A 23,726-nucleotide genomic window follows, 5' to 3' on the forward strand; every position below is an offset into this window, starting at 1 on the left:
AAAGTTTTGATTTAAATAGATTTACACTTGTAACTCCAAAGTCTGAAAATGATGTACGATTACAAGCTACACTTGACAATCAGAACCCCACGGGCTTGCCCGTGGGAGCAGTCAGATGTTGCAAGTTTTTTGGCGGTTATGAATGTGGGGCAATCAAAGATAGCCTTAGCCGAATATGGCAATAACCAACCGACGTTAGGTTTAGTAAGTGAACTAGCACAAGATGAAGTTTGTCAGTATAGTGTTAGTGCGAAGGCAACTGATGATACTCACCCAAATATGGTTGTGAGTGGGGAGCGTATCTTAGTGCATGTTGATTTTTCAGGCAAAGAAATTAAAGCCAATCAATCGATTAAGATAACTTGGCCAGATACGGATGATTTGGAATTTTTGGGATATGTCTGTACAAAACCATTAGTAGTTGAAAGTTCAAATATTGGACATATTGGGAGCATAGAGGTTTCTAAGCATGAAGCGATTATTACTTTTAATGAACAAGTTGAAAAAATTAAAAATATTAGTGGCTACGTTGATTTTGAAATTGAAGGATTTAATCATGCAGAGACTCGTGAGGAGAATATTCAAACAGGGAATATTTATCTAGATGGCAAAAAAGCATGTGTGATTCAAGTTAAAAAGTATAAATCGAGTAATAGAGGTACTTTTTATTATGAAAGTAGTCAGATATATGATGATGATGTGAATCATGTTCAGTGGTATATGGGAATTAATAATAATTGCGATGCTGTGAGTGAAGCAGTTGTGATTGAAAAGAGACTTTCTGCGGGACAAGAGATTAATCAGAATAGTTTTTATGTGACTGTTAATGAATCAGGGGAAAATCCGGTAGCTTATTATAGTTGGGCTGATTTTTCGGAAGCGTATCCTGAGGTAGAGTTGATGATTGACAAACAAACACCAAATCATTTTTCAATAAAGCTTCCGCAAGAATCAGTTAATTTGCATCATTTTGGTATTGGTTATGTCACAAACATTACTAATCAGAAGCAAAAAGAATTTAGTAATCATTCAGTGGTTACTTATAAAACAGGAAAAAAATTAGTAAAAAATGCACAATATTCTTCTAAAGTAGAAAATGTTTATGCAAAAACGATGGTAAAAAATGGAACACTTCCTTGTGAATTGAAAATTATTAAAGAGATTGCCGGCTCTAAAAAGCCATTAGCCAATGTGATATTTTCACTTATAGCTAAAGAACAAGCGGAAATGGTACTAACAACGGATGAACAAGGTATAGCAAATATTCAAAATCTTCCAGCGGGTAACTACACTTTAAAAGAAGTAACTGCTCCAGAAGGTTTCTTAGTAAATCCAGAAGTATTTGAATTTGAAATTGGGGAAGATGATGTTCAAGGTGAATTATATCAAGTAGTGAATCAAGTTGATCCAACAACAGTCTTCATTAATACTCAAGTTCAGTGGGATGATGAAAAAGAACATTCAGAAGTAACATTGGAATTATGTGCAGATGAACAGTTAGAATCATTTACTGTTAATAAGGAAAATCAATGGGAAATAGCAGGTGAATTTGCTAAGTATCATCCAGAAGATGGTCATAAAATTTCCTATAAAGTGGTTGCTCCAATGATTGACGGTTATGATGAGCCAGTAATTAAGGAAGAACGTCAAACAGATAAACTAACTACTATAATTAGTTATCAATCAAAAGCAATTAATCCTGAAAAACCAGAAACAGACGACAACAAAGATACAGATAAAGAAACACCAGTCACACCAGAAACAGACGACAACAAAGATACAGATAAAGAAACATCAGAAGAACCAAGCTTACCAACAACAGGTACAAAATCATTAGCAAGCATTTTAGCTATTGCGACAACATTTTCCGGTATCAGTATTGTATTAATCTCAGAACGCAAAACTAAATAATAAAAGATTACCTAAAAACAAGCACTCACTAATAAAGTGGGTGTTTTTTGTAAATATGGAAATTTTTTTGAAATTAAATCTCATATAACTAAAAGTTATCCCATGTATTTAAATTCAATTTTATAACAATATTTGATAGATAAATATGCATATATTAAACATTATGATATTTATATGATTAGATTTTAAACGGGAAGTTAAATGCTTTCCGTAATGATGCGGAAGTTCCTTCCGTTCCAATGTATACGTTTTCTTGCTAAGCTTAGTGTATCAAATGATAGGAGGTAAAATATATGACTAAATTACCAAAAAATTTTCTTTGGGGTGGAGCAGTTGCAGCCCATCAATTGGAAGGTGCATATAAAGAAGGTGGCAAAGGACTTAGTGTTGCAGATGTGATGACAGCTGGGGCTAATGGAGTTGCAAGAGAGATTACTGATGGAGTAATTCCGGGTAAAAATTATCCAAACCATGAAGCTATTGATTTTTATCATCATTATAAAGAAGATATCGCATTATTTGCAGAAATGGGATTTAAGTGTTTTAGAACCTCTATCGCATGGACAAGAATTTTTCCAAATGGAGATGAAAGTGAACCAAATGAAGCTGGTTTAAAATTTTATGATGATTTATTTGATGAATGTTTAAAATATGATATTGAACCAGTTGTAACTTTATCACATTTTGAAATGCCGTTTTATTTAGCTAAAGAGTATGGTGGTTTTAGAAATAGAAAAGTAATTGATTTTTTTGTGAAATTTGCGGAAGTTTGTTTTAAACGTTATCATAAAAAAGTGAAATATTGGATGACATTTAATGAAATTAATAATCAAGCAAATGTAGACATGGATTTCTTTCCATTTACTAATTCAGGAATCGTCTATCAAGAAGGTGAGGATCGTGAAGCAGTTATGTATCAAGCGGCTCATTATGAATTAGTTGCTAGCGCAAAAGCTGTTAAAATCGCAAAAGAAATTAATCCAGAAATGATGGTTGGTTGTATGGTAGCTTTATCACCATTATATCCAGCAACTTGTCATCCGGATAATGGTTTTATGTCACTAAAAGCTATGCAAAAACGTACCTGGTTTTTAGATGTGCACGTTCACGGTAAATATCCTAATCATATTTTAAAATATTTAGAACGTAAACAGTATCAAATTGATATGACAGAAGATGATTTAAAAGCGTTAGAAGAAGGAACGGTTGATTATATTGGATTTAGTTACTATATGTCATTTGCAATTGAACAATTAGAGAATAATCCACATTTTGATTATAAAGAAAATGATCAATTGAAGAAAAACCCATATGTATCAGCTTCGGATTGGGGTTGGCAAATTGATCCACAAGGTTTACGTTATATTTTAAATTGGTTAACAGATATGTATCATTTACCAGTTTTCATTGTTGAAAATGGCTTTGGTGCGATTGATATTTTAGAAGATGATTTAAGTGTTCATGATCAGTATCGTATAGATTTCTTGGGATCACATATTAAAGAAATGATTAAAGCTGTGGATGAAGATGGTGTTGATTTAATGGGGTATACTCCATGGGGTTGTATCGATTTAGTATCAGCAGGAACGGGCGAAATGAAAAAACGTTATGGCTTTATCTATGTAGATAAAAATAATGATGGTTCTGGAACATTAAAACGTTATAAAAAGGATTCATTTGGTTGGTATAAAGAAGTAATCGCTAGTAATGGTGAAAATATATAAAGAAAATAAGGAGTGGTTAAAATGAAAAAAGCGTTAATTATTTGTGCAGCAGGTATGTCATCTTCTTTGATGGCGAAAAAAACAACTACATTTTTACAAGATAAGGGTCACGAAATTGAAATTGATGCCATTAATGCAAGTGCAGGTGCAAATACAATTCAAAAAGATGAATTTGATTTATATTTAATTAGTCCACAAACGAGAATGTATTTTGATAATTTGAAAAAAGTGGCTGACCAATATAATAAACCAATTATGGCAATTCCACCACAAGCATATGTACCAATTCCAATGGGGATTGAAAAATTAGCTAATTTAGTAATTGAAAATATTTAAAGATAGAAAACTAGCTAAACATTCTAAAGAGGAGAAGCTGTATGTTGAACAAAAAAGAACAATTCATTTTAAAAAAGTTACTCGATATGCAGGAATCATATCTGTCCAGTACACAATTAGCAGAAGATTTACATGTTTCAGATAGAACTGTACGTAAATATATCTCTCAATTAAAAACGACAATTGAAAAACATGGAGCTTCTATTAATTCTAAGACAGGTTATGGTTATCAATTAGAAATTCAATCAAGCATACAATTTTATGAATTTTATAATCAAATGAATAAGTATATTGAACGAAAAGATGATATTGCTGTAATCCAAGAGAGTTTAGATCGTCAATACTATATATTGAAAAAGTTGTTTTTTGAAATGGAATCAGCAAAGGTTGACGATTTAGCATCAGATTTGTTTGTTTCGAGATCCACTATTACGAATGATTTAAGCTCAATAAAAAAATTATTATCTCCATATGATTTAAAAATAGATAATCGAACAAAAAAAGGGATTTATGTTGCTGGGATTGAAACTAATAAACGTCATTTTATAATGTACTATTTCTTTAACGATAAGATGATGAATGCTACATTAGGTTTTTCTTCTTATGAAGGTTTATTAAATGAAATAGATACACTGAAAATTACTAGTATAGTATTAGAAGAATGTAGGCAAGGTGAATTACATTTATCGGATTATGCGATTTATAATTTAGTATTACACATTTGTTTAGCAATCAAACGTTTAACTTCTGGATATGAATTGAAACAAATAACTTCGGAAGACGTTACAGAAGGTGAAGAAATAAAAATTGCAAAGAATATTGTTAACAGAATTTCTGCAGAATTTGAGATAACACTTCCTGAAGTCGAAGCGTATTATATTTCACTTCATTTTTTTAATCGTAATAACAGAGTGAGTTTTATTGGTTATGAAAAAGAAATCTTGGAATCGCAAATTAAACTGGCTTTTCAGCAGTTGACAGAGATTACAGGTATGCCATTTGTAGCTGATGAATTATTATTGCATGGTATATTAAGTCATATTTCATTAATGATGAATCGTGTAAAAAAAGGAACATCGATAGAAAATCCTTTATTATCTGAAATTAAACAAAATTATCCTGAAATCCATCAATTAACAATGCAACAGTTAGCAACGCTACCAATTTTTATAACGGAAGATATATCTGAAGATGAATGGGCATATTTAACAATTCACTTACTAGCTGCGATTGAACGATACATAAAACCAAAGCAATTACTAGTAACTGTAGTATGCGCAACTGGTGTAGGAAGTGCACAAATGTTAAAAAGTCGTTTAGAAAATGAATTTGGCAGTAAATTTATTATTAAATATGTTGTTGGTTATTATGATTTATCAGAAGAAATTATTCAAGATACGGATATTATTATTTCAACGATTGATTTATCTAATTTAGTATTTAAGATACCAGTATTATATGTCAGTGTGTTCTTACCAAAAGATGATGTGGAAAAAATTAATACTGAAATCGATTTATTTTACAGCAATGATACAAATATTTATACTCAAAAAAATAGAAATACAATTAAAGAAAATCACTCCAATAAAGACTTGTTGAGATTTTTCAATAAAGACTTATTTTTATTAATAGAAGGAGAGACAACACGTGATGAAGTAATTGACCAGATGATTGAATTAGTTACTAAATTCGAAAATATTTCTAGTAAAAGAGTAATAGAACAAATTAATCAACGCGAAACATTTGGTTCAGTAGTTTTTACTAAACAATTAGCAGTACCACATCCAATGGAATCTTTACATGAAAATTCTTTTGTAGTAGTAGCAATTGCAAAAGATGGTATTGTATGGGATGAACAAAACCAACAAGTTCGCTTAGTTATTATGTTATTAAGTTCTAAATATGGTCATGATGGCTTTGATAAAGTTGGTAAAAAGATGGTGTCGATTATCGAGAATAAAGAATTAGAAAATCGATTGATTAAAAGTAATAATTATCATGAGTTTATTAAGCAATTTATAGAAAATTAATAGGAGGGGTTTTGATGAATCAAGAAGAAATTCAAGCAGTATCATTTGAAATTATTTTAGCTAGTGGTGATGCTCGTACAAATATTCATGAAGCATTTGCCTTTATGCGTAAAGGAGAATATCAAGAAGCAGAAGAGAAATTAGATGAAGCTAACGAAGGTATTTTAAAAGCTCATCAATCACAAACCGGTTTATTACAACAGTATGCAGAAGGGCAAACAATTACAGTAGAAGTATTATTGGTTCATGCACAAGATCATTTGATGACGACAATGACTTTACGTGAAGTAGCTTTAGAAATGTTGGCATTATATCAGAAAGTATCATAAAAAGGGGTGGCATAGATGACTAAGCAAGATAGAAAAAAACAAACAACTATTAAAAATATGTATTTCAATCGATATTTAATCTTCAGATATTACTTAGCAGGCTTGTTCTTTTGTAACTTGTATTGGTTATATATGCATTTACCAGTCCTTAATTTTAGCATAATTTTTCCAGGGATAATGTTAGTAATTTCATTAGGCGCATTAATTGAACAAGTTCGATTATATGGTAATTTAACAGCTAAAGTTCCATTGAAGATGACTAATCTATTTATAAAATGTCAATTTCTATGTTGTATTGTAGCGTTAATCTCAGTATTTTTTAATCAGTTTTTTGTGATGTTATTTCCGATATTAATTGCAAATACTTTAGCAAAGCAATTAATTGTTGGGATTAATATGATAAATGTCATTATTTTATATTGTTTGAATAAAAGGATTACCAAAATCAAGCAAGCTGAAGATAAACCATATAAACGACTTCAACAATTAATGAATTACCTGTAATATGCAAAAATGAGTTTATGATGCAAAGGTTATAAAAAAGCAAATATAAAAGGAGGAAGATTATAATGAATGAAAGCAAAGGTTTGTTTGGATTTTTAGAAAAGTATTTAATGGGACCGATGGGGAAAATTTCTCAATATAAATTTGTTCGTGCTATTATGGCGACAGGTATGGCAATTGTGCCTTTCACTATTGTTGGTTCAATGTTTTTAGTTTTAAATGTATTACCTTTAGTTATTCCAAGTTTGTCGGGAATATTTGCAGTTACTCTTGATCGTTATACAAGTTTATACATGATGGCTACCACAGCTACAATGGGAACATTAGCATTATTCTTTAATATTGTTTTAGGTTATGAATTTACTAAAATATATACAGAAGAAGATGGCTTAAATATGTCACCTTTAAATGGTGCGTTATTATCAATGTTTGCCTTTTTAATGACAATTCCACAATTTATTGTTAATGATGGTGTTTTTGAACGTGTTGTAAGCACAGAAGAAGGTGCCTTTATTATTAATGGATGGGCAATGGGTGATGGCGTACAAAGATTTAGTTCAGCAGGTATCTTCGCAGCGATTATTATGGCAGTTATTGCTGTTCAACTCTATCGTTTATGTATCGTTAAAAATTGGATTATTAAAATGCCTGAATCAGTTCCAGAAGGTGTATCTCGCGGATTTACAGCCTTGATTCCTGCATTTATTGTGGCTTTTACGGTAATTATTGCAAATGGTATTTTAATTAGTATGAATACAGATATTTTCCAAGTTATTTCAGCACCATTTGGGTTTGTTACTCATTTAACAAATTCTTGGTTAGGTTTAATGGTTATCTACTTTATCGTTCAAGCACTATGGTTAGTTGGTATCCATGGGGCATCAATTGTCTTCTCAATTATTACTCCAATTACTTTAATGAACTTAACTAGTAATGCTGTAGATGGTACTCATATTCCATTAGCAGGTGAATTTGGTAATATGTTCGTTACGATTGGTGGTTCAGGAGCAACACTTGGTTTATGTATCTATTTGGCATATATGGCGAAATCTGAACAGTTAAAAGTATTAGGTAAAGCAGGATTAGTTCCAGCAATCTTTAATATTAACGAACCGCTAATTTTTGGTATGCCATTGATTTATAATCCATTTATGGCAATTCCATTTATTATTGCACCAATGGTATCAGCAACAATTGCTTACTTTGCGATTAATTTAGAAATTATTCGCCCAGTTATTGCACAAATGCCATGGCCTTCACCAGTTGGTATCGGAGCATTTATCGGTACTGGGGGAGATTGGAAAGCAGCAGTTGTTGCAGTAATTTGTGCATTAGCAGCTTTTGCAATCTATTATCCATTCATTAAAGCTTATGATCAACGTTTATTAAAAGAAGAATCTGAAGCAAAAATGAATTAATAAAGCGTCTTAAAAAAAGCACTCACTAATAAAGTGAGTGCTTTTTTATGTCTAAAACAAAAAGAATAGAGATAGTAACATAATAGAATTTTTATAATAATTTACTTTTTAAGTGAAAATTATTGAAAATTATGGTATATAATGATATGTTTGGAATTTATAAAAGAAATAGAAATAGTAAAAAATAAGTTTATAAAGGATATTGGAGGAGCGAAAATGACTTTTTATCAGATTTTACAGATGGATCCAGGTACGATTAAGCGTTTAATAAAGCTTAATGATAACCAACAAGAAAAAAAGAGACTAAGATGGGGAATGGCGGTTCGTTCAGTTTTGATTGTTCTTTTTGCGATTATATTTATTAGCGCTTTAACGTATTTTTTTGGTAGTGATAATAGTTCTATGGCAGTGGTGTTGTATTGTATGTTATTGGCAGTCCGCTTTGTTGATTTTGGTTATTGTGTGAGGGAGTCAATCATAGCTTTGGCGGGTATTTTATTATTATTGTTATTTTCGCCAGTGATTGCTACTGTAGCTAGTCCTATTGTAGGGTTTTTAATCCATTTTTTCAGTTTTTTTGCTATTTTATTATTAAGTGCAGATCAGCCTGAGATGGGGAATGGTAGTTTATATAGTTTTGCTTATATTTTTTTATCGGGGAATCCTGTATATGGCAGTAGTTTGTATCAACGATTTTTGATGACTGTGGTGGGATTTGTAATTTGCGCTGCGGTATTTTATCAAAAACATGCTCAAAAACACCAAAAGTTGAATGTATGGAATCATCTAAAGAAAATCGATATCACCCAGCATAAGTATCAATGGATGGTTCGGTTTGCGTTGGGGATTAGTTTACTATTAACAATCGGTAGTTATTTTCAGATTAGACGTTTTATGTGGGCAGGATTTGCTTGTGCTTCTTTATTGTCTGATCATTCTGAAGATCCTTTATTAAGAGAACGTTTTTGGCAACGTTTATTGGGTGTGATATATGGATCATTAACGTTTTATGTGATTTATAATGTATTACCGAGTGAGTACCATTTTTTGATTGGGCCATTAGGGGGATTGTGCTTAGGATTTTGTAGTGAGTATCAGTATAAAACATTATTGAATTCATTGGGGGCTTTACTAGTGGCTAGTAGTGTTTACGGTATGCAACAAGCCATCTATTTACGTATTGGGGATACCATATTAGGGATATTCTTTGCTCTTATATTTTATTGGGTATTTGATTATTTTGTTAAAATGACAAATAGGATTTCAGCTTATAAATAGTAGAAAAGACATACTTTACACATTTTATGTGAGGTATGTCTTTTTTTATCGGTTTTGTATATCGATTTAGAACAAACGGTCTTTTCTATCGTTAAATTGATGGTCAATAACATAACACAAAAATTCATGATATCTTTCAAGAGGGACATTATCATCAATATGTTCCTTAATAAAATGACTAAATGCTAGGGCATGATATTCGGTTAATAATTGCAGTAGTTTTGATTCTTTTAATGGAGCATCATTTGGGTGCGTATCTTGGTATGTGGCTTTGATTACTTCTTTGCATTGGTCACAAAAGAATTGTTCAAAGGAATTTTGTCCATCGATTTCAAATGCTCTTTGATAGAAGGTTTTATTTTTTTCTAAATAAAATAATAAGGTTAGTACGGTAGTCTTCCAATGTTGGTAACCGACATTATCGGATAGTTGTTCATGTAATTCAGACTTAAAAATCCATTCTACTAATTCATATTTATCAGAAAAATGATTATAAAAAGTCTGACGTCTAATACCGGCGTGATTCATAATATCTGCTGTACTAATTTTTTTGAAATCTTTTTCTAGCATTAAGTCTTTTAATGATTTGGCGATAATTTTTTTGGTAATAATTGATTTTTTCATAGCGGCCTCCACTTAATAGTATACAACATTTTTTGATTTTTTTTAATGAAATTTTGAATTTGGGACACAAAGGATAATCTGTCCGCTTTTGGGAGCTTAAAAAAGACAGTCTAAGATTTCTGTACCTTAATTTTTAGCGCTTACATTGGTATGATAAGGGTGTAGAAAGAAACAAATAAAAAAATAAAGCGAGGTAATCAATATGAAAAAAATTATCAATGATCCAAAGAATGTCGTAACAGAAATGCTTGCAGGTTTAACGTATGCGTATGGAGGTATTGTTGAAAAGCTTCCTGATTTTGAAGTGATTAAAAGAACTGCTCCTAAAACAGGTAAAGTCGCTTTAGTATCTGGAGGAGGTAGTGGTCACGAACCTAGTCATGCGGGCTTTGTTGGGGATGGTATGTTATCAGCTGCTGTATGTGGTGCAGTATTTACATCACCAACACCTGACCAAATTTTTGAAGCGATTCAAGCGGTTGATGAAGGACAAGGCGTATTCTTAATTATCAAAAACTATTCTGGCGATATTATGAACTTTGAAATGGCGAAAGAAATGGCTGAAATGGAAGATATTGACGTAGAATTCGTGGTAGTTGATGATGACATCGCTGTTGAGGATAGCTTATACACACAAGGTAAACGTGGTGTTGCCGGTACAGTATTAGTTCATAAAATCTTAGGAGCAGCTGCTCGTAAAGGGGCTTCATTAGCAGAAATTAAAGAATTAGCCGACCAAATCGTTCCAAATATTAAAACAATTGGTGTGGCATTATCAGGCGCAACTGTTCCAGAAGTTGGGAAACCTGGATTTGTATTAGCTGACGATGAAATGGAATACGGGGTTGGTATCCATGGTGAACCTGGCTACCGTAAAGAAACACTAAAACCATCTAAAGAATTAGCTGCTGAATTAATTGGTAAATTAAAAGCTGAATTTGAATTTAATGAAGGTGACCAGTTTGCCTTATTAGTTAATGGTTTAGGTGCAACTCCTTTAATGGAATTATTCGTCTTCACCCAAGATGTAGCAGAATTATTAAATGCAACACCAGTCACAGTACCATTCAAAAAGGTTGGTAACTACATGACAGCAATTGACATGGCTGGGTTATCAGTAACATTAATGAAAGTAACTTCTGAATTAGTAGATTACTTAAATGAAGATGTAACAACAATCGCTTGGTAGGATCGTGTTTTAAAATGAAAAAACATTCTAAAACAACATGAAAGAAGATTGATAAAATAGAGAGAAAAAGAGGGAATCAATATGTTAACAGTAGAAACAACAAAACAATGGTTAGGAAACTTTAATGAATTAGTACAAGAAAACGCAGCTTATTTAAGCGATTTGGATACACCAATTGGAGATGGCGATCACGGTGGTAATATGTCACGTGGTATGGGGAAAGTAATGGAAGAATTAACAGATAATGAATTCGAAACAGTGCAAGATGTTTTGAAAAAAGTTGCAATGACTTTAATTTCATCAGTTGGGGGAGCATCTGGTCCATTATACAGCTCAGCATTTATGGGTATGGCAAAAACAGCTAAAGAAAATACAGACAAATTAGCCTTAATTACAAGTGGTTTGGCAGGTATCCAAAAACGTGGGAAAGCGGAAGTTGGCGATAAAACAATGGTCGATATTTGGGCATATGTTAAAGAACAATTAGAACAAGGTGCAACAGTTACAACAGAAGATATCGAAAAAGTTGTCGAAGCTAGTAAAGATTTAGTGGCGAAAAAAGGACGTGCAAGTTATTTAGGGGAACGTTCATTAGGGCATATTGATCCAGGTACTTGTTCAAGTGGATACTTATTAAGTGAATTATTAAAAGCATAAATAAATTATAGTTGACATCTATAGCAATCTGCATTGGTAAGAAGGAGGAGGTTGCTATGATTACCACTATGAAAATAACAACGAGAAAAAGGGGAAGAAATCATGACATTAGGTGTAGTAGTCGTATCACATTCAAAAAGTATTGCAACAGGAATTAAACAATTAGCAGGAGAAGTGGCAAAAGATGTACCATTCACAATTGCTGGTGGGTCAGAAGATGATGGAATTGGCACATCATTTAATAAAGTACTAGCAGCCGTTGAAGAAAATGAAGCTGATACCGTCTTAACATTCTTTGATTTAGGTAGTGCGCGTATGAATTTAGATATGGCAATGGAGTTTACTGATAAGGAAATGGCGATTTATACGGTTCCGGTTGTTGAAGGGGCGTATACTGCAGCTGCTTTAATTCAAGCTGGAGCAAGTTTAGAAGCGATTAATGAACAATTAACATCATTAATAATTGAAAAATAATAAAAAATCAGGGGGAATAAGTTTATGAATAGCATTATGCCGCAATTAATGGGAGAATTTTTCGGAACATTCATTTTAGTATTATTAGGGAATGGGATTGTAGCCGGAGTGTGTCTAGATAAGACGAAATCAAATAACTCAGGTTGGATTGCGATTGCTTTAGCTTGGGGCTTAGCAGTAACAGTTGGGGTCTATGTGTCAGGATTTATGTCACCAGCTCATTTAAATCCAGCAGTAACGTTAGCGATGTTTGCAATTGGTGCAATTGAAGGTTCATTAGTAGTGCCATATATTGTGGCGCAATTTTTAGGAGCGATGGTAGCGGCAATCTTTTTAGTCATTCATTATTATCCTCATTATAAAGAAACAAAAGATCAAGGCTTAATTTTAGCAACCTTCTCTACAGGGCCTGCTATTCGTGATACTTGGACCAATCTTTTTGGTGAAGCATTAGGTACAGCTGTCTTAGTGATTGGGATTATGTCGTTAGGTCATCATGATTTAGCACCAGGTTTAGTACCGATTTTAGTAGGTGCGATTGTTGTGGCGATTGGTTTCTCATTAGGGGGTACAACCGGTTATGCGATTAATCCAGCTCGTGATTTAGGACCAAGAATGATGCATGCCATCTTACCAATTCCAAATAAAGGTGATTCAGATTGGTCATATGCATGGATTCCAGTAGTGGGTCCGCTTGTGGGTGGTGTAATTGGTGCATTAATTTACAACGCAATTATTGTAGCATTTGCTTAATACTGAATAGCAATTCTCTAGTATCTGAGGGATGAAAGTCTCTTAGTGCTAGAGAATTTTTTGTTGTTAGTAAAGAAAATCTGTTATTATTTATTAATTGAAATATGGTATACTAATAGACAAAAGATAAACATTAAAGAGCAGGTGGAATGATGAAATCAATTTTAAAAGATAGAGAAATTCCGTATGAAATGTTAGAGGGTGTAGCATTTGCACATCCGAATTTACAATACATTGAAGATACTGGAATTATAATAAATAAACAGTGCAATAAGCAGACTGTACCCATTATTTCTGGTGGGGGTAGTGGTCATGAGCCGGCTCACTTTGGTTATGTAGGTAATGGCATGTTGGCAGCCAGTGTTAGTGGTCCTTTATTTGTACCACCAACTTACAAAGAGATTTTACAAGCGATTCATTCGGTTCCAACAGAGAATGGTGTTTTTTTAATTGTGAAGAATTTTGAAGCGGATATGAAAGAATTTTACCGTGCGATTGAGTTAGCGCGTAATGAAGGAATCACAGTTAAATATATTGTGACGCATGATGATATTTCTGTTGATACGTATAATTATCAAAAGCGTCATCGTGGGGTAGCTGGTACGGTCTTAGTACATAAGATTTTGGGTGCGGCTGCCATGGAAGGTGCAACAATTGAGGAATTGGAAGCGTTAGGTTTAGTATTAACGACTAAGATTGTGACCTTGGGAGTAGCTTTAGAATCGGCACGTATTGAAGGCTATCCAGAATACTCATTCCCATTAGAAAAGGATGAAGTGTCATTTGGGATTGGGATTCATGGAGAATTAGGTTATCGTAATGAGAAGGTTGATTCTTCCGAACGTTTGGCGATTGAATTAGTGAATAAATTAAAAGCTTTTAGTAAATGGCAAGAAGGTGATGAGTATATTCTATTGATTAATGGTTTAGGCTCAATGCCTTTGATGGAACAATATATGTTTACCAATGATATTAGACGTTTGATGCAATTAGAGGGCTTAGTAATTAAGTTCTGTAAAGTCGGGAATTATATGACGAGCTATAATATGGATGGCATTAGTCTAACGGCTTGTCCAGTTGTTGATCCAAAATGGCTAGAGTATTTGAATGCTCCGACAACGGCTTTTGCCTGGTAAGGATAGGGGAATAACACTAAATTTCGCAAATGATTGTGAACTTGGTGTTTTTTTATCTAATTGTAGGCGGAAAAATTCTATATCAATCATCAGCTAAGTGGTGAGTGGTTCATAGGCGGATTAGTTGACATAATACCCAGATGTAGGAGTAGAATATAGATAGTAAAAGATTTGGAGGAATGAATAATGAAAAAATTAGTGGTGATTACTGGGGCAAGTTCTGGTTTTGGGAAAGCTTTGGCTGAGCGTTTTAGTGCGGCAGGCTATCCATTATTATTATTGGCACGTCGCCTTGAAAAGTTAGAAGAAATGCAATTAGAAAATACTATCTGTCGGAAAGTTGATGTGACGGATTATGATGCATTTGAAGCAGCTGTTAGAGAAGCAGAGGCTGTCTATGGAGAAGTAGATTTATTAATTAATAATGCGGGATGTATGTTATTAGGTAATCTAGAAAATCAAGATCGTACTGAATGGCAACGTATGCTAGATGTGAATGTAATGGGTGTGATGAATGGCATGCAAGTGGTCATGGAACAAATGAAAAAAGCCCATCATGGAACGATTATTAATGTATCATCAGTTGCAGGGGTCAATCCATATATCAATCATGCAGCTTATTGTGCTAGTAAATATGGCGTGAATGGCTTATCAGAAGTCGCGCGCCAAGAATTAGCGCCTCATAATGTTCGTGTCATGCGAATTTGTCCAGGTGCAGTCAAAACAGAATTATTAACGCATACCACAAGTGATAACATCAAATCAAGTTATAATAATTGGCTAGAGACAAATGATATCTCAATTACTGCAGATGACATTGCAAAAACAATTCAATTTGCTTATGAAATGCCACAAACGGTAACCATGCGAGAAATCCAAATTTCTGATACAAAACAAGCAAATTAATCAAAAAATAAACACCACATTCTACCAAAAAAAGGAGTGTGGTGTTTGTTTATAATTGTAAAATTTCATGATAGTTTTTGCTTGTCAACAGATGTAGAAATCGCTAAAATATGGATAGAAATTTTTTGGAAAAATAGATGAAAGGTTAGAAGAGTTTTCACTTAGAAAAAGGTGGTTTAAATGGGAATTAAAAAGAAAGTTATACTAACGGCAACGGCTGCAAGTATCTTAACGGGTGTTGCTATTCAGCAAGAAATCTTAGTGCCTAGTGTATATGCAACTGATGCAAAGGTGATGGATAAAGCAACTTGGATTGATCATTTGAAAAAATATTTAAATAATGATCACCAATACATTAAGTCATATCCAGGATTTCATTTTGATAAGAATGAAATTATTTTAGGAGAGAACCAGTCTTCAGATATTCAACTATTAGATGATAAGGGGAATCCAGTTGAACATGATGTTGAGTGGTATGTATTTACTACAGTTCCATATGATAATTTTTTTAGTGCGGTAGAAAGTCGAGAAGATTTAGCACCGGAAAATCATGGTGGAGAAGTCTATCAAAAAGCTTCATTAGTTAAGATTAATGAAAATAATAAAGAAATTACTGCTCGCAAAATGGTAGGTAAGCAAGATACATTAAAAGGCTGGTTAGTAGCTGTTTATCAAGGTGAATATGCACATCTTTTACCAATTAAAGTTATTAAAGAATCTCAAGCAGAACATGCTAGATTGGTTGATGAAAAAGCTGCTGAGATTTTAGATCAAATGAAAGATTTAAGTGATCCTGATAAGGTTGTATTTGCATACCAATATTTGGTAGAACATATTGATTATGATACAAAATATTACGGACGACCAAGTCAATATAATTCATTAGTATTAGGAAAAGCTGTTTGTGAAGGGTATGCTCGTGCTTTTAAATATTTGATGGATAAATCAGGGATTATTTGTGAATATGAAACAGGAGATATAAAAAGTAGTGGGGCGCAAGGTGAATCACTAGGAGCTTTACACGCTTGGAATCGTGTAAAAATAGAAGGGAAATGGTATTACGTTGATGTGACTTGGGGGGATTCTTCATTAACAGGAATTGATTACAACTATTTATTTGCTTCAAAGGAATTTATGGAAAAATCACGTGTTGTACATGATACCAATGAAGATTTAGGGACTAAATATTTGAATTATGGATTGCCAAAAGAAGTTGTAGATTTAGCTAGCTTACCAATTCCTGAACAAGTAAAAGAGGCGAGGGATTCATTAATTCCAGGTCAAAATAAGGTGAAGATATATATCCCATATAGTGAAGATCCAAATAAAAAACAATATCAAGTACGAGATATGTTTGTAGTTCCAGGACAGTATATTGCAGTTGAAGGATTAACCCCATTGAAGACATTTCCAGGTCGAGGGGTTTTGTATGAGTATACGGTAGTCAATAATATTGATATTAATCAATATAAGCGTAGTACAGATATTACTATTTCATATGAATTAGTTGATGCAAGCCAACAAATTGTGAAATTAACTTTTGATAAAGATATTGATTTACAACCATATAATATTTTTTTATCAAGTGGTAAAGTAGCTTCAGATTCATTAAAAAAATTATCTAATCGAGAGTATACTATTCAAATTACTGATAACCATGACCAAATAGTCAATTTACAAGTTCAAAAAAGTAATTATAAGGTGCTAAGTGATAAAGGACAAGTAACATTAGCAGCTCCTGATGAAATCGCAATACCAGAGGCAGTGTTTACCGGTGAATCAATGAATACTGGTTATTTATCTAATTTATCAGAAACAGCAGAATATAATTTGGGAGATGGTATTTGGAGAAAGGCAACTAATGAGCCACTCTTAGTAAGTCCAAATACAGCGGTGGATTATGAAAATCAAAATATTTGCGCTCGAATATTTGTAAGAAATAAAGTAGGAAATCATTATTCAAATGCACAAGAAATCAAAATTACTCGACCATTAAAAGAACCAGCTTGGATTAAGCTAGAAAAAAGTGAGGGTGGTAATCTGGTAAAATTTGTGACAGGTACTGAATATAGTGTGAAGGATACGAACCATTGGATAGCAACCACACAAGATACTTTAGAAAATTTAGCAAAAGGAACATATGAATTTAGAATTAAAGGGACTAACAATACGTTTGCTTCCGCTTCATATCAACTAACAATTGATGAAAATCCAACTAAAGAGCCGATTGTCACAACAAAAGAAGTTCCTTTTTCAACTAGCTATCAAGCAGATGATACTATTGATGTAGGAACTAAGCAAGTTGCAATAGCTGGTAAAAATGGTGTTGAAACAACAACAACGACTTATCACTATAATAAAGATACGGCAGCATTTGATGAAAAGACAGAAGTTGTCACCACACCTGCTATTAATCAAGTGGTAAAAGTTGGAACAAAAGCAAAAGTAACAACAAAGGTTATTCCATTTGAAACTGTACGTCAAGCTAGTCAAGATATGTATGTAGGTGCTGAAAAAGTCTTGGTTGCTGGAGTTAATGGTCTATTAACAGAGACAACCGCCTATCAAGTAAATGAGACAACAGGAGAGGTATCAGAATTATTGACCACAACTGATAAAACAAAAGAACCAGTTCCACAAATAATTATTTATGGAACAAAAGAAAAAGATACTTCTGTTAACCCAACACCAGAAGAAGGTAACGGTACAACAAACAAACCAGTAACACCAGAAGAAGGAGACAGCACAACAAACAAACCAGCAACACCAGAAGAAGGGAATGGTACAAATCCTGATGTGGTTCATCCGCAAGTACCAGAAAGCCCAAATAAAAATATTGGTTGGCAAGGTGATTACTACTATAATAAATATGGACAAAAAGCTAGAAATGAATGGATTTATGACGAAAATTATCATAGTTGGTTCTACTTAAATCCAGATGGGCGATATGCTCACAACCAATGGGTAGGATCTTATTATCTAAAAGATTGGGGATACATGGCCAAAGAAGAATGGATATATGATGAAGACTATCATAATTGGTTCTTTATCAATGAGAATGGATCATACGCTCATGATATATGGAAGGACTCCTATTATCTAACTCAATGGGGAGAAATGGCTAAAAATGGTTGGGCTCAAAGTCCAGAAACAGGATGGCACTATTTTGATTCAGAAGGTAAATATATTCAAAATCAATGGGTAGGAGATTACTATCTAAAAGATTGGGGATACATGGCTAAACAAGAATGGATATATGATGAAAATTATCATAGTTGGTTCTACTTAAAAGCCGACGGAAAATACGCTCGCAATGAATGGGTAAATGGCTATTATCTACATGGTAATGGCGCTATGGCTCATAACGAATGGATATATGATGAAAATTATCAAAATTGGTTCTTTGTTGGAGATAATGGCTACTATTTACATGATACATGGGTAGGTAGCTATTATATAAAATCAAATGGAGAAATGGCACGTAACGAGTGGATTCATGATGGTAGTGCATGGTATTACCTAAAACAAAATGGTCAATATGCACATGATGAATGGATTAATTCATATTATCTAAATCATGATGGTAAATTAACTGATTAAATAAAAAATAAAACACCAAGTTCTATAAAATGAGCTTGGTGTTTTACTTTACACGTAAAAAAACTAATCACTTTATCTTATTAGAAGTGATTAGTTAAATTAGTTCGTTAGGTTAGTTAGTGAAAGGACTTGCTATGGCAAATTCTATTAATTTCCATATTTATCATAAGATATCTTGATATACATAAATTTGTAACAATTATGACTTATAAGTGCAAAAATAGAATAAAATATGTTAAAATAAAAGAAAAAATGAGAACGTATTCAAGATAGAGATGAATTCTTAATACTATAAAAAGGAAGTGGCATTATGAATAAGGAAAATAATAAATTCAGTCTAGCAATATTATTTATATTAGCAATTATTTTTTCAATAGCTATACCGAATAATACCTCAGCAAATGAAACAGCTAGCACCACTGCTTGGCAGGGACAAAACCAATCTGACCAAGCTAACAATACAAAGGCGATACCTAAAATTGCTAAAAACTTTGCGCCAGGAGTAGTAGATACAAATGGGGAAGTTTCTGTGGGTGCTAATTACGATAACAACGACAATAAAGTATGGCAAGTCGCAACAGAAATCGGCCAAAAAATCCCTTATCAAGTAAAAACACTCATTCCAAAAGGGACTAATTATCAAACATTGCAGTGGGATGATATATTAGATGTCGGATTATTTTACAATTCTGATGTAACGATCACTTGGCAACAAAATGGAACAGAATTAAAAGCATTAGAAAAAGATAGCGACTACCAACTTACTGAAAATTTAAGTGGCTATAGCATAACGTTTACACAAGAAGGAATAAAAAAAGTTGCAGAAAAAACGCAATTAGGTGATGTGGAAATCATCTTCAATTATACTTCTTATGCGAATGGCCAAATTGGTTTAGAAAGTCCAAAAAATAATAACATTAGCTTCTATTATGGGGATGAGGAACAAACTTTTGTGAATCCACGTGAGAATGCTTTCCCAATTAGTCAATTTGATACAAGCGACTTTTATGGAGATTCAAAGGATACGGTTAATAGAATAACAGTACAAATACTACCTAATGTGCAAGAGAATAGTGATATGGACGCAACGTTTGATGGGATGTTGTATTTATATCAAACAGGCGCAACACCAGAACATGATAAGCTTCTTGCGGTGGAATATGCTTCGTATTTTGACCAAAAAGTTAATTTTGAATTTTTAGAGATACCAAAAGACTCCAAAGATTCTTTATATGTGAAATTCCGTACACTTAAAGGAACTTGTTATGAGCAAACAGGAACAATTAAAAAGAAAGAACAATATATACCTAATTTCTTACAAGTTATGCTCAAAAAATCAGCTGATTCTGCTGAAACATTAATGCCAACATCACCACAAGTAGTATCTTATGGTAAACGCTTTGTCAAATTGGGTGATGAATTTATGCCTGACATCATGACAGGAACATCACAACAAATCAGATTAAGTAATGCTGAATTTGTTATTAAAAAACAAGATGAAAATGGACAAGAACAATATTTATCAATTGATTTTGGAGATGAGGCAACAAAACAACAAGTAATGACAAAATATCAAGAATACCGCGAGGCAACCGATGCCTATGATAATTTTATAGATGATGAGTCTGGTGATTTTGATTATGATGGATTTGAAAAACTAGAACGTAACATGTCAAAAAAAATGATAGGTTATATGGAGTTTATGAAGAAAAACCGCTTAGCTTTGCAATGGCAACCAGATAAATCCGAAGCTACACGATGGATATCATTAGAAGAAGGACGCCTTGAAATTGATGGATTAGCTAAAGGAAAGTATTTTATTGAAGAAGTACTAGCACCAGTAGGCTATATCGCTTCTAAAGACGCAATTCCATTCACTGTTGAAGAAGGCTCATACTTAGAAGGGGATACTGTTTACGGCAAAAAATTTATTGGTGATGGTACGCCGGGCAACGTAATGGGAGTAGGAATCCTTAATATATCAGTCCAAACCATCACCATTACAAAAGACTGGCAAGATGTGGAAGGTAATCCACTAGATGAAACATATATTCCAGAGTCAATCACCGTAAACTTATTCGAAACAATTGGTGGTCAAAAACAACCATCACTAGATCAAGAAGGAAACCAAAGAAGCATCACCATTAAATCTGATGAAGAGGGCAATTGGAAAGGAACCTTTGAAAACTTACCAATCTATGACAAAAATGGACAAGAGATTGTTTATTCAGTAGAAGAAGTAACAGTACCAGGCTTTACAACAAGTCAAGTAATTGAACAAAAAGTTGAAGAAGGAAGCTTACTAAACTTACCAATCCAAATCACCAATAAACAAAAAGTCCGCAATCTTGAAGTGACGAAATCTTGGCAAGATGTGGAAGGTAATGCATTGGATGAGAAGTATATTCCAGAGTCAATCACAGTAAATTTATTAGCAAATAACGAAAAAGTTGAAGGGAAATCTTTAACCATCACAAAAGAAGATGACTGGAAAGGCACCTTTGAAAACTTGCCAATCTATGATAAAGATGGCCAAGAAATCGTTTATTCAGTTGAAGAAGCGGAAGTACTAGGCTTCACAATAACAATCAGTCAAGCAACTGAAAAAGAAGCTGAAGAAGGTAAAGTGCTAGACTTAGCAATCCAAATCACTAATAAACAAAAAGTCCGCAATCTTGAAGTGACGAAATCTTGGCAAGATGTGGAAGGTAATGCATTGGATGAGAAGTATATTCCAGAGTCAATCACAGTAAATTTATTAGCAAATGGTACAAAAGTTGAAGGGAAAACTTTAACCATCACAAAAGAAGATGACTGGAAAGGACAATTCGAAAACTTACCAATCTATGACAAAGATGGACAAGAGATTGTTTATTCAGTAGAAGAAGCGGAAGTACTAGGCTTCACAACAACAATCAGTCAAGCAACTGAAAAAGAAGCTGAAGAAGGCGAAGTGCCAGACTTAGCAATCCAAATCACCAATAAACAAAAAGTCCGCAATCTTGAAGTGACGAAATCTTGGCAAGATGTGGAAGGTAATGCATTAGATGAAACATATATTCCAGAGTCAATCACAGTAAATTTATTAGCAAATGGTACAAAAGTTGAAGGGAAAACTTTAACCATCACAAAAGAAGATGACTGGAAAGGACAATTCGAAAACTTACCAATCTATGACAAAGATGGACAAGAGATTGTTTATTCAGTAGAAGAAGTAACAGTATCAGGCTTTACAACACATACAACAGGTGATAGTCAACATGGATTTATCATTACGAATACGCAACAAGTAATCGCTATTCCAGTCCAAAAACAATGGATAGGTGAACCAACTGACTCAGTAACGATTAATCTTTTAGCAAATAACGAAAAAGTCGAAGGAAAAACATTAACCATTACAAAAGATAATGATTGGAAAGCGAACTTTGAAAACTTGCCAATCTATGATAAAAACGGGAAAATTACTTATTCAATAGAAGAAGAAAAGATCGACGGCTATCATGTTGCTATTAGTGGAACAGCTGAAACAGGATTCACTGTGACTAATACCATTACAGGAAAAGTATCTGTGCCAGTCACTAAGAAGTGGATTGGAAAAGCTGCAGAAGAAGTAACGATCAACTTACAAGCTGACGGTGAACAAATTCAATCAGTAACACTAAACAATGAAAACCACTGGCAACATACCTTTACCGACCTAGAACAATATAAAGACGGTAAAGCAATTAAATACACTATCGCAGAAGTTGCCATCTCAGGATACAAATCACTAATCACAGGTAACCAAGCAGACGGATTCGTAGTAACAAATACAAATACTGCAACGATCGCTATTCCAGTCGAAAAACACTGGATTGGTGAACCAGCCGACTCAGTAACGATCAATCTATTAGCCGATGGTACAAAAGCACAAGAATTAACATTAACCGCTTCAAATAACTGGCAAGCTGAATTCAATAACTTACCAGTTTACAACCAAGAAACAGGCAAAGAAATTGTCTACAGCATTGAAGAAGTGAACATTGATGGTTATACAAGTGATATTACTAAGAATGGTGCAGGCTATGTCATCACAAATACTAATACTGCAACAATCTCAATCCCAGTGGAAAAAGTATGGATTGGTGAACCAACAGAATCAGTAACAATCAATCTTTTAGCCGATGGTAAACAAGCGCAAGAATTAACATTAAACGCTTTAAATAACTGGCAAGCTGCCTTCAATAACTTACCAGTCTACAACCAAGAAACAGGCAAAGAAATTACTTACAGCATTGAAGAAGTTACTATCGATGGTTATACAAGCTCAATTACTGAAAACGGAGCAGGCTATGTCATCACAAATACTAATACTGCAACAATTTCAATCCCAGTGGAAAAAGTATGGATTGGTAAAGCAGCCAAAGAAGTAGTAATTAACTTATTAGCCGACGGCAAAGCAACAGATAAACAAATCACATTAAATGCCACAACTAATTGGCAAGGTGAATTCAACAACTTAGTTAAATATGACTCAACAGATGGACACGAAATCAACTATAAAGTAGAAGAAGTTAAAATCGACGGTTATACAAGCTCAATTATTGAAAAAGGCGTAGGTTATATCATCACAAATACCAATACTGCAACGATCTCAATCCCAGTGGAAAAACACTGGATTGGTGAACCAGCCGACTCAGTAACGATCAATCTTTTAGCCGATGGTAAACAAGCGCAAGAATTAACATTAAACGCTTCAAATAACTGGAAAGCTGAATTCAACAACTTACCAGTTTACAACCAAGAAATAGGCAAAGAAATTACTTACAGCATTGGAGAAGTGAACATTGATGGTTACACAAGTGCAATCACAGGAGA

At 33.4% G+C, this 23,726-nt stretch carries 17 protein-coding genes; 16 read left to right on the forward strand and 1 reads right to left on the reverse strand.

Annotated features, from left to right (window positions below):
- The first annotated feature begins 72 nt into the window (after window positions 1–72).
- From BMX09_RS07570 to BMX09_RS07605, 8 genes are all read left to right on the forward strand, one after another.
- The gene (locus tag BMX09_RS07570) at window positions 73–1,911 is read left to right on the forward strand and encodes a prealbumin-like fold domain-containing protein (protein WP_177159576.1); all 1,839 of its coding nucleotides are present in this window, start codon (window positions 73–75) and stop codon (window positions 1,909–1,911) included.
- Window positions 1,912–2,204: 293 nt separating this feature from the next.
- On the forward strand, window positions 2,205–3,635 hold the full coding sequence (locus BMX09_RS07575; RefSeq protein WP_089747358.1) for a 6-phospho-beta-glucosidase: 1,431 nt from the start codon (window positions 2,205–2,207) through the stop codon (window positions 3,633–3,635).
- 21 nt (window positions 3,636–3,656) lie between these two features.
- A complete protein-coding gene (locus BMX09_RS07580; RefSeq protein ID WP_089747360.1) occupies window positions 3,657–3,971 on the forward strand; it encodes a PTS cellobiose transporter subunit IIB in 315 nt (104 codons plus the stop codon).
- Between the two features lie 41 nt (window positions 3,972–4,012).
- Entirely contained in the window at window positions 4,013–6,001 is a 1,989-nt protein-coding gene (locus tag BMX09_RS07585) for a BglG family transcription antiterminator (protein ID WP_089747362.1), read from the forward strand.
- A gap of 14 nt (window positions 6,002–6,015) precedes the next feature.
- Window positions 6,016–6,330, forward strand: coding sequence for a PTS cellobiose transporter subunit IIA (locus BMX09_RS07590; protein ID WP_089747366.1), 315 nt, complete (start codon window positions 6,016–6,018; stop codon window positions 6,328–6,330).
- A gap of 15 nt (window positions 6,331–6,345) precedes the next feature.
- Window positions 6,346–6,834, forward strand: coding sequence for a hypothetical protein (locus BMX09_RS07595; RefSeq protein ID WP_089747369.1), 489 nt, complete (start codon window positions 6,346–6,348; stop codon window positions 6,832–6,834).
- Window positions 6,835–6,899: 65 nt separating this feature from the next.
- Complete coding sequence (gene celB, locus BMX09_RS07600; RefSeq protein WP_089747370.1) at window positions 6,900–8,252, forward strand: PTS cellobiose transporter subunit IIC; 1,353 nt, start codon at window positions 6,900–6,902, stop codon at window positions 8,250–8,252.
- Between the two features lie 216 nt (window positions 8,253–8,468).
- Window positions 8,469–9,530 carry an FUSC family protein gene (locus BMX09_RS07605; protein ID WP_177159577.1) on the forward strand — a complete coding sequence of 354 codons (1,062 nt, stop codon included), beginning with the start codon at window positions 8,469–8,471 and terminating at the stop codon, window positions 9,528–9,530.
- 66 nt (window positions 9,531–9,596) lie between these two features.
- Here BMX09_RS07605 and dhaS read toward each other — a convergent pair whose 3' ends face one another.
- On the reverse strand, window positions 9,597–10,154 hold the full coding sequence (dhaS, locus tag BMX09_RS07610) for a dihydroxyacetone kinase transcriptional activator DhaS (RefSeq protein ID WP_089747374.1): 558 nt from the start codon (window positions 10,152–10,154) through the stop codon (window positions 9,597–9,599).
- 202 nt (window positions 10,155–10,356) lie between these two features.
- Between dhaS and dhaK the strand changes: the two genes are divergently transcribed.
- From dhaK to BMX09_RS07650, 8 genes are all read left to right on the forward strand, one after another.
- Window positions 10,357–11,343 carry a dihydroxyacetone kinase subunit DhaK gene (dhaK, locus tag BMX09_RS07615; protein WP_089747376.1) on the forward strand — a complete coding sequence of 329 codons (987 nt, stop codon included), beginning with the start codon at window positions 10,357–10,359 and terminating at the stop codon, window positions 11,341–11,343.
- An 81-nt stretch (window positions 11,344–11,424) separates the two neighbouring features.
- Window positions 11,425–12,000 (forward strand): dihydroxyacetone kinase subunit DhaL, encoded by a 576-nt coding sequence (dhaL, locus tag BMX09_RS07620; RefSeq protein ID WP_089747377.1) that lies wholly within the window; start codon window positions 11,425–11,427, stop codon window positions 11,998–12,000.
- A gap of 102 nt (window positions 12,001–12,102) precedes the next feature.
- The gene (gene dhaM / locus BMX09_RS07625; RefSeq protein WP_407645256.1) at window positions 12,103–12,474 is read left to right on the forward strand and encodes a dihydroxyacetone kinase phosphoryl donor subunit DhaM; all 372 of its coding nucleotides are present in this window, start codon (window positions 12,103–12,105) and stop codon (window positions 12,472–12,474) included.
- A 36-nt stretch (window positions 12,475–12,510) separates the two neighbouring features.
- The gene (locus BMX09_RS07630; protein WP_089747387.1) at window positions 12,511–13,227 is read left to right on the forward strand and encodes an MIP/aquaporin family protein; all 717 of its coding nucleotides are present in this window, start codon (window positions 12,511–12,513) and stop codon (window positions 13,225–13,227) included.
- Window positions 13,228–13,376: 149 nt separating this feature from the next.
- On the forward strand, window positions 13,377–14,363 hold the full coding sequence (gene dhaQ, locus BMX09_RS07635; protein ID WP_407645257.1) for a DhaKLM operon coactivator DhaQ: 987 nt from the start codon (window positions 13,377–13,379) through the stop codon (window positions 14,361–14,363).
- A gap of 186 nt (window positions 14,364–14,549) precedes the next feature.
- Complete coding sequence (locus tag BMX09_RS07640; protein WP_089747383.1) at window positions 14,550–15,269, forward strand: SDR family oxidoreductase; 720 nt, start codon at window positions 14,550–14,552, stop codon at window positions 15,267–15,269.
- 180 nt (window positions 15,270–15,449) lie between these two features.
- Window positions 15,450–18,869 (forward strand): G5 domain-containing protein, encoded by a 3,420-nt coding sequence (locus tag BMX09_RS07645; RefSeq protein ID WP_089747385.1) that lies wholly within the window; start codon window positions 15,450–15,452, stop codon window positions 18,867–18,869.
- A gap of 310 nt (window positions 18,870–19,179) precedes the next feature.
- The coding region (locus BMX09_RS07650; RefSeq protein ID WP_143054392.1) for a Cna B-type domain-containing protein at window positions 19,180–23,726 on the forward strand (4,547 nt) is incomplete at its 3' end.

It is taken from the genome of Granulicatella balaenopterae, from assembly GCF_900111135.1.
Classification (GTDB): domain Bacteria; phylum Bacillota; class Bacilli; order Lactobacillales; family Aerococcaceae; genus Granulicatella; species Granulicatella balaenopterae.

Coding starts and splice junctions, on each gene's coding strand:
- celB (WP_089747370.1), top strand. CDS start 6,900: ATGAATGAAAGCAAAGGTTTGTTTGGATTTTTAGAAAAGTATTTAATG.
- dhaL (WP_089747377.1), top strand. CDS start 11,425: ATGTTAACAGTAGAAACAACAAAACAATGGTTAGGAAACTTTAATGAA.
- dhaQ (WP_407645257.1), top strand. CDS start 13,377: ATGATGAAATCAATTTTAAAAGATAGAGAAATTCCGTATGAAATGTTA.
- BMX09_RS07605 (WP_177159577.1), top strand. CDS start 8,469: ATGACTTTTTATCAGATTTTACAGATGGATCCAGGTACGATTAAGCGT.
- BMX09_RS07640 (WP_089747383.1), top strand. CDS start 14,550: ATGAAAAAATTAGTGGTGATTACTGGGGCAAGTTCTGGTTTTGGGAAA.
- BMX09_RS07595 (WP_089747369.1), top strand. CDS start 6,346: ATGACTAAGCAAGATAGAAAAAAACAAACAACTATTAAAAATATGTAT.
- BMX09_RS07590 (WP_089747366.1), top strand. CDS start 6,016: ATGAATCAAGAAGAAATTCAAGCAGTATCATTTGAAATTATTTTAGCT.
- BMX09_RS07585 (WP_089747362.1), top strand. CDS start 4,013: ATGTTGAACAAAAAAGAACAATTCATTTTAAAAAAGTTACTCGATATG.
- BMX09_RS07645 (WP_089747385.1), top strand. CDS start 15,450: ATGGGAATTAAAAAGAAAGTTATACTAACGGCAACGGCTGCAAGTATC.
- dhaK (WP_089747376.1), top strand. CDS start 10,357: ATGAAAAAAATTATCAATGATCCAAAGAATGTCGTAACAGAAATGCTT.
- BMX09_RS07630 (WP_089747387.1), top strand. CDS start 12,511: ATGCCGCAATTAATGGGAGAATTTTTCGGAACATTCATTTTAGTATTA.
- dhaS (WP_089747374.1), bottom strand. CDS start 10,154: ATGAAAAAATCAATTATTACCAAAAAAATTATCGCCAAATCATTAAAA.
- BMX09_RS07575 (WP_089747358.1), top strand. CDS start 2,205: ATGACTAAATTACCAAAAAATTTTCTTTGGGGTGGAGCAGTTGCAGCC.
- dhaM (WP_407645256.1), top strand. CDS start 12,103: ATGACATTAGGTGTAGTAGTCGTATCACATTCAAAAAGTATTGCAACA.
- BMX09_RS07580 (WP_089747360.1), top strand. CDS start 3,657: ATGAAAAAAGCGTTAATTATTTGTGCAGCAGGTATGTCATCTTCTTTG.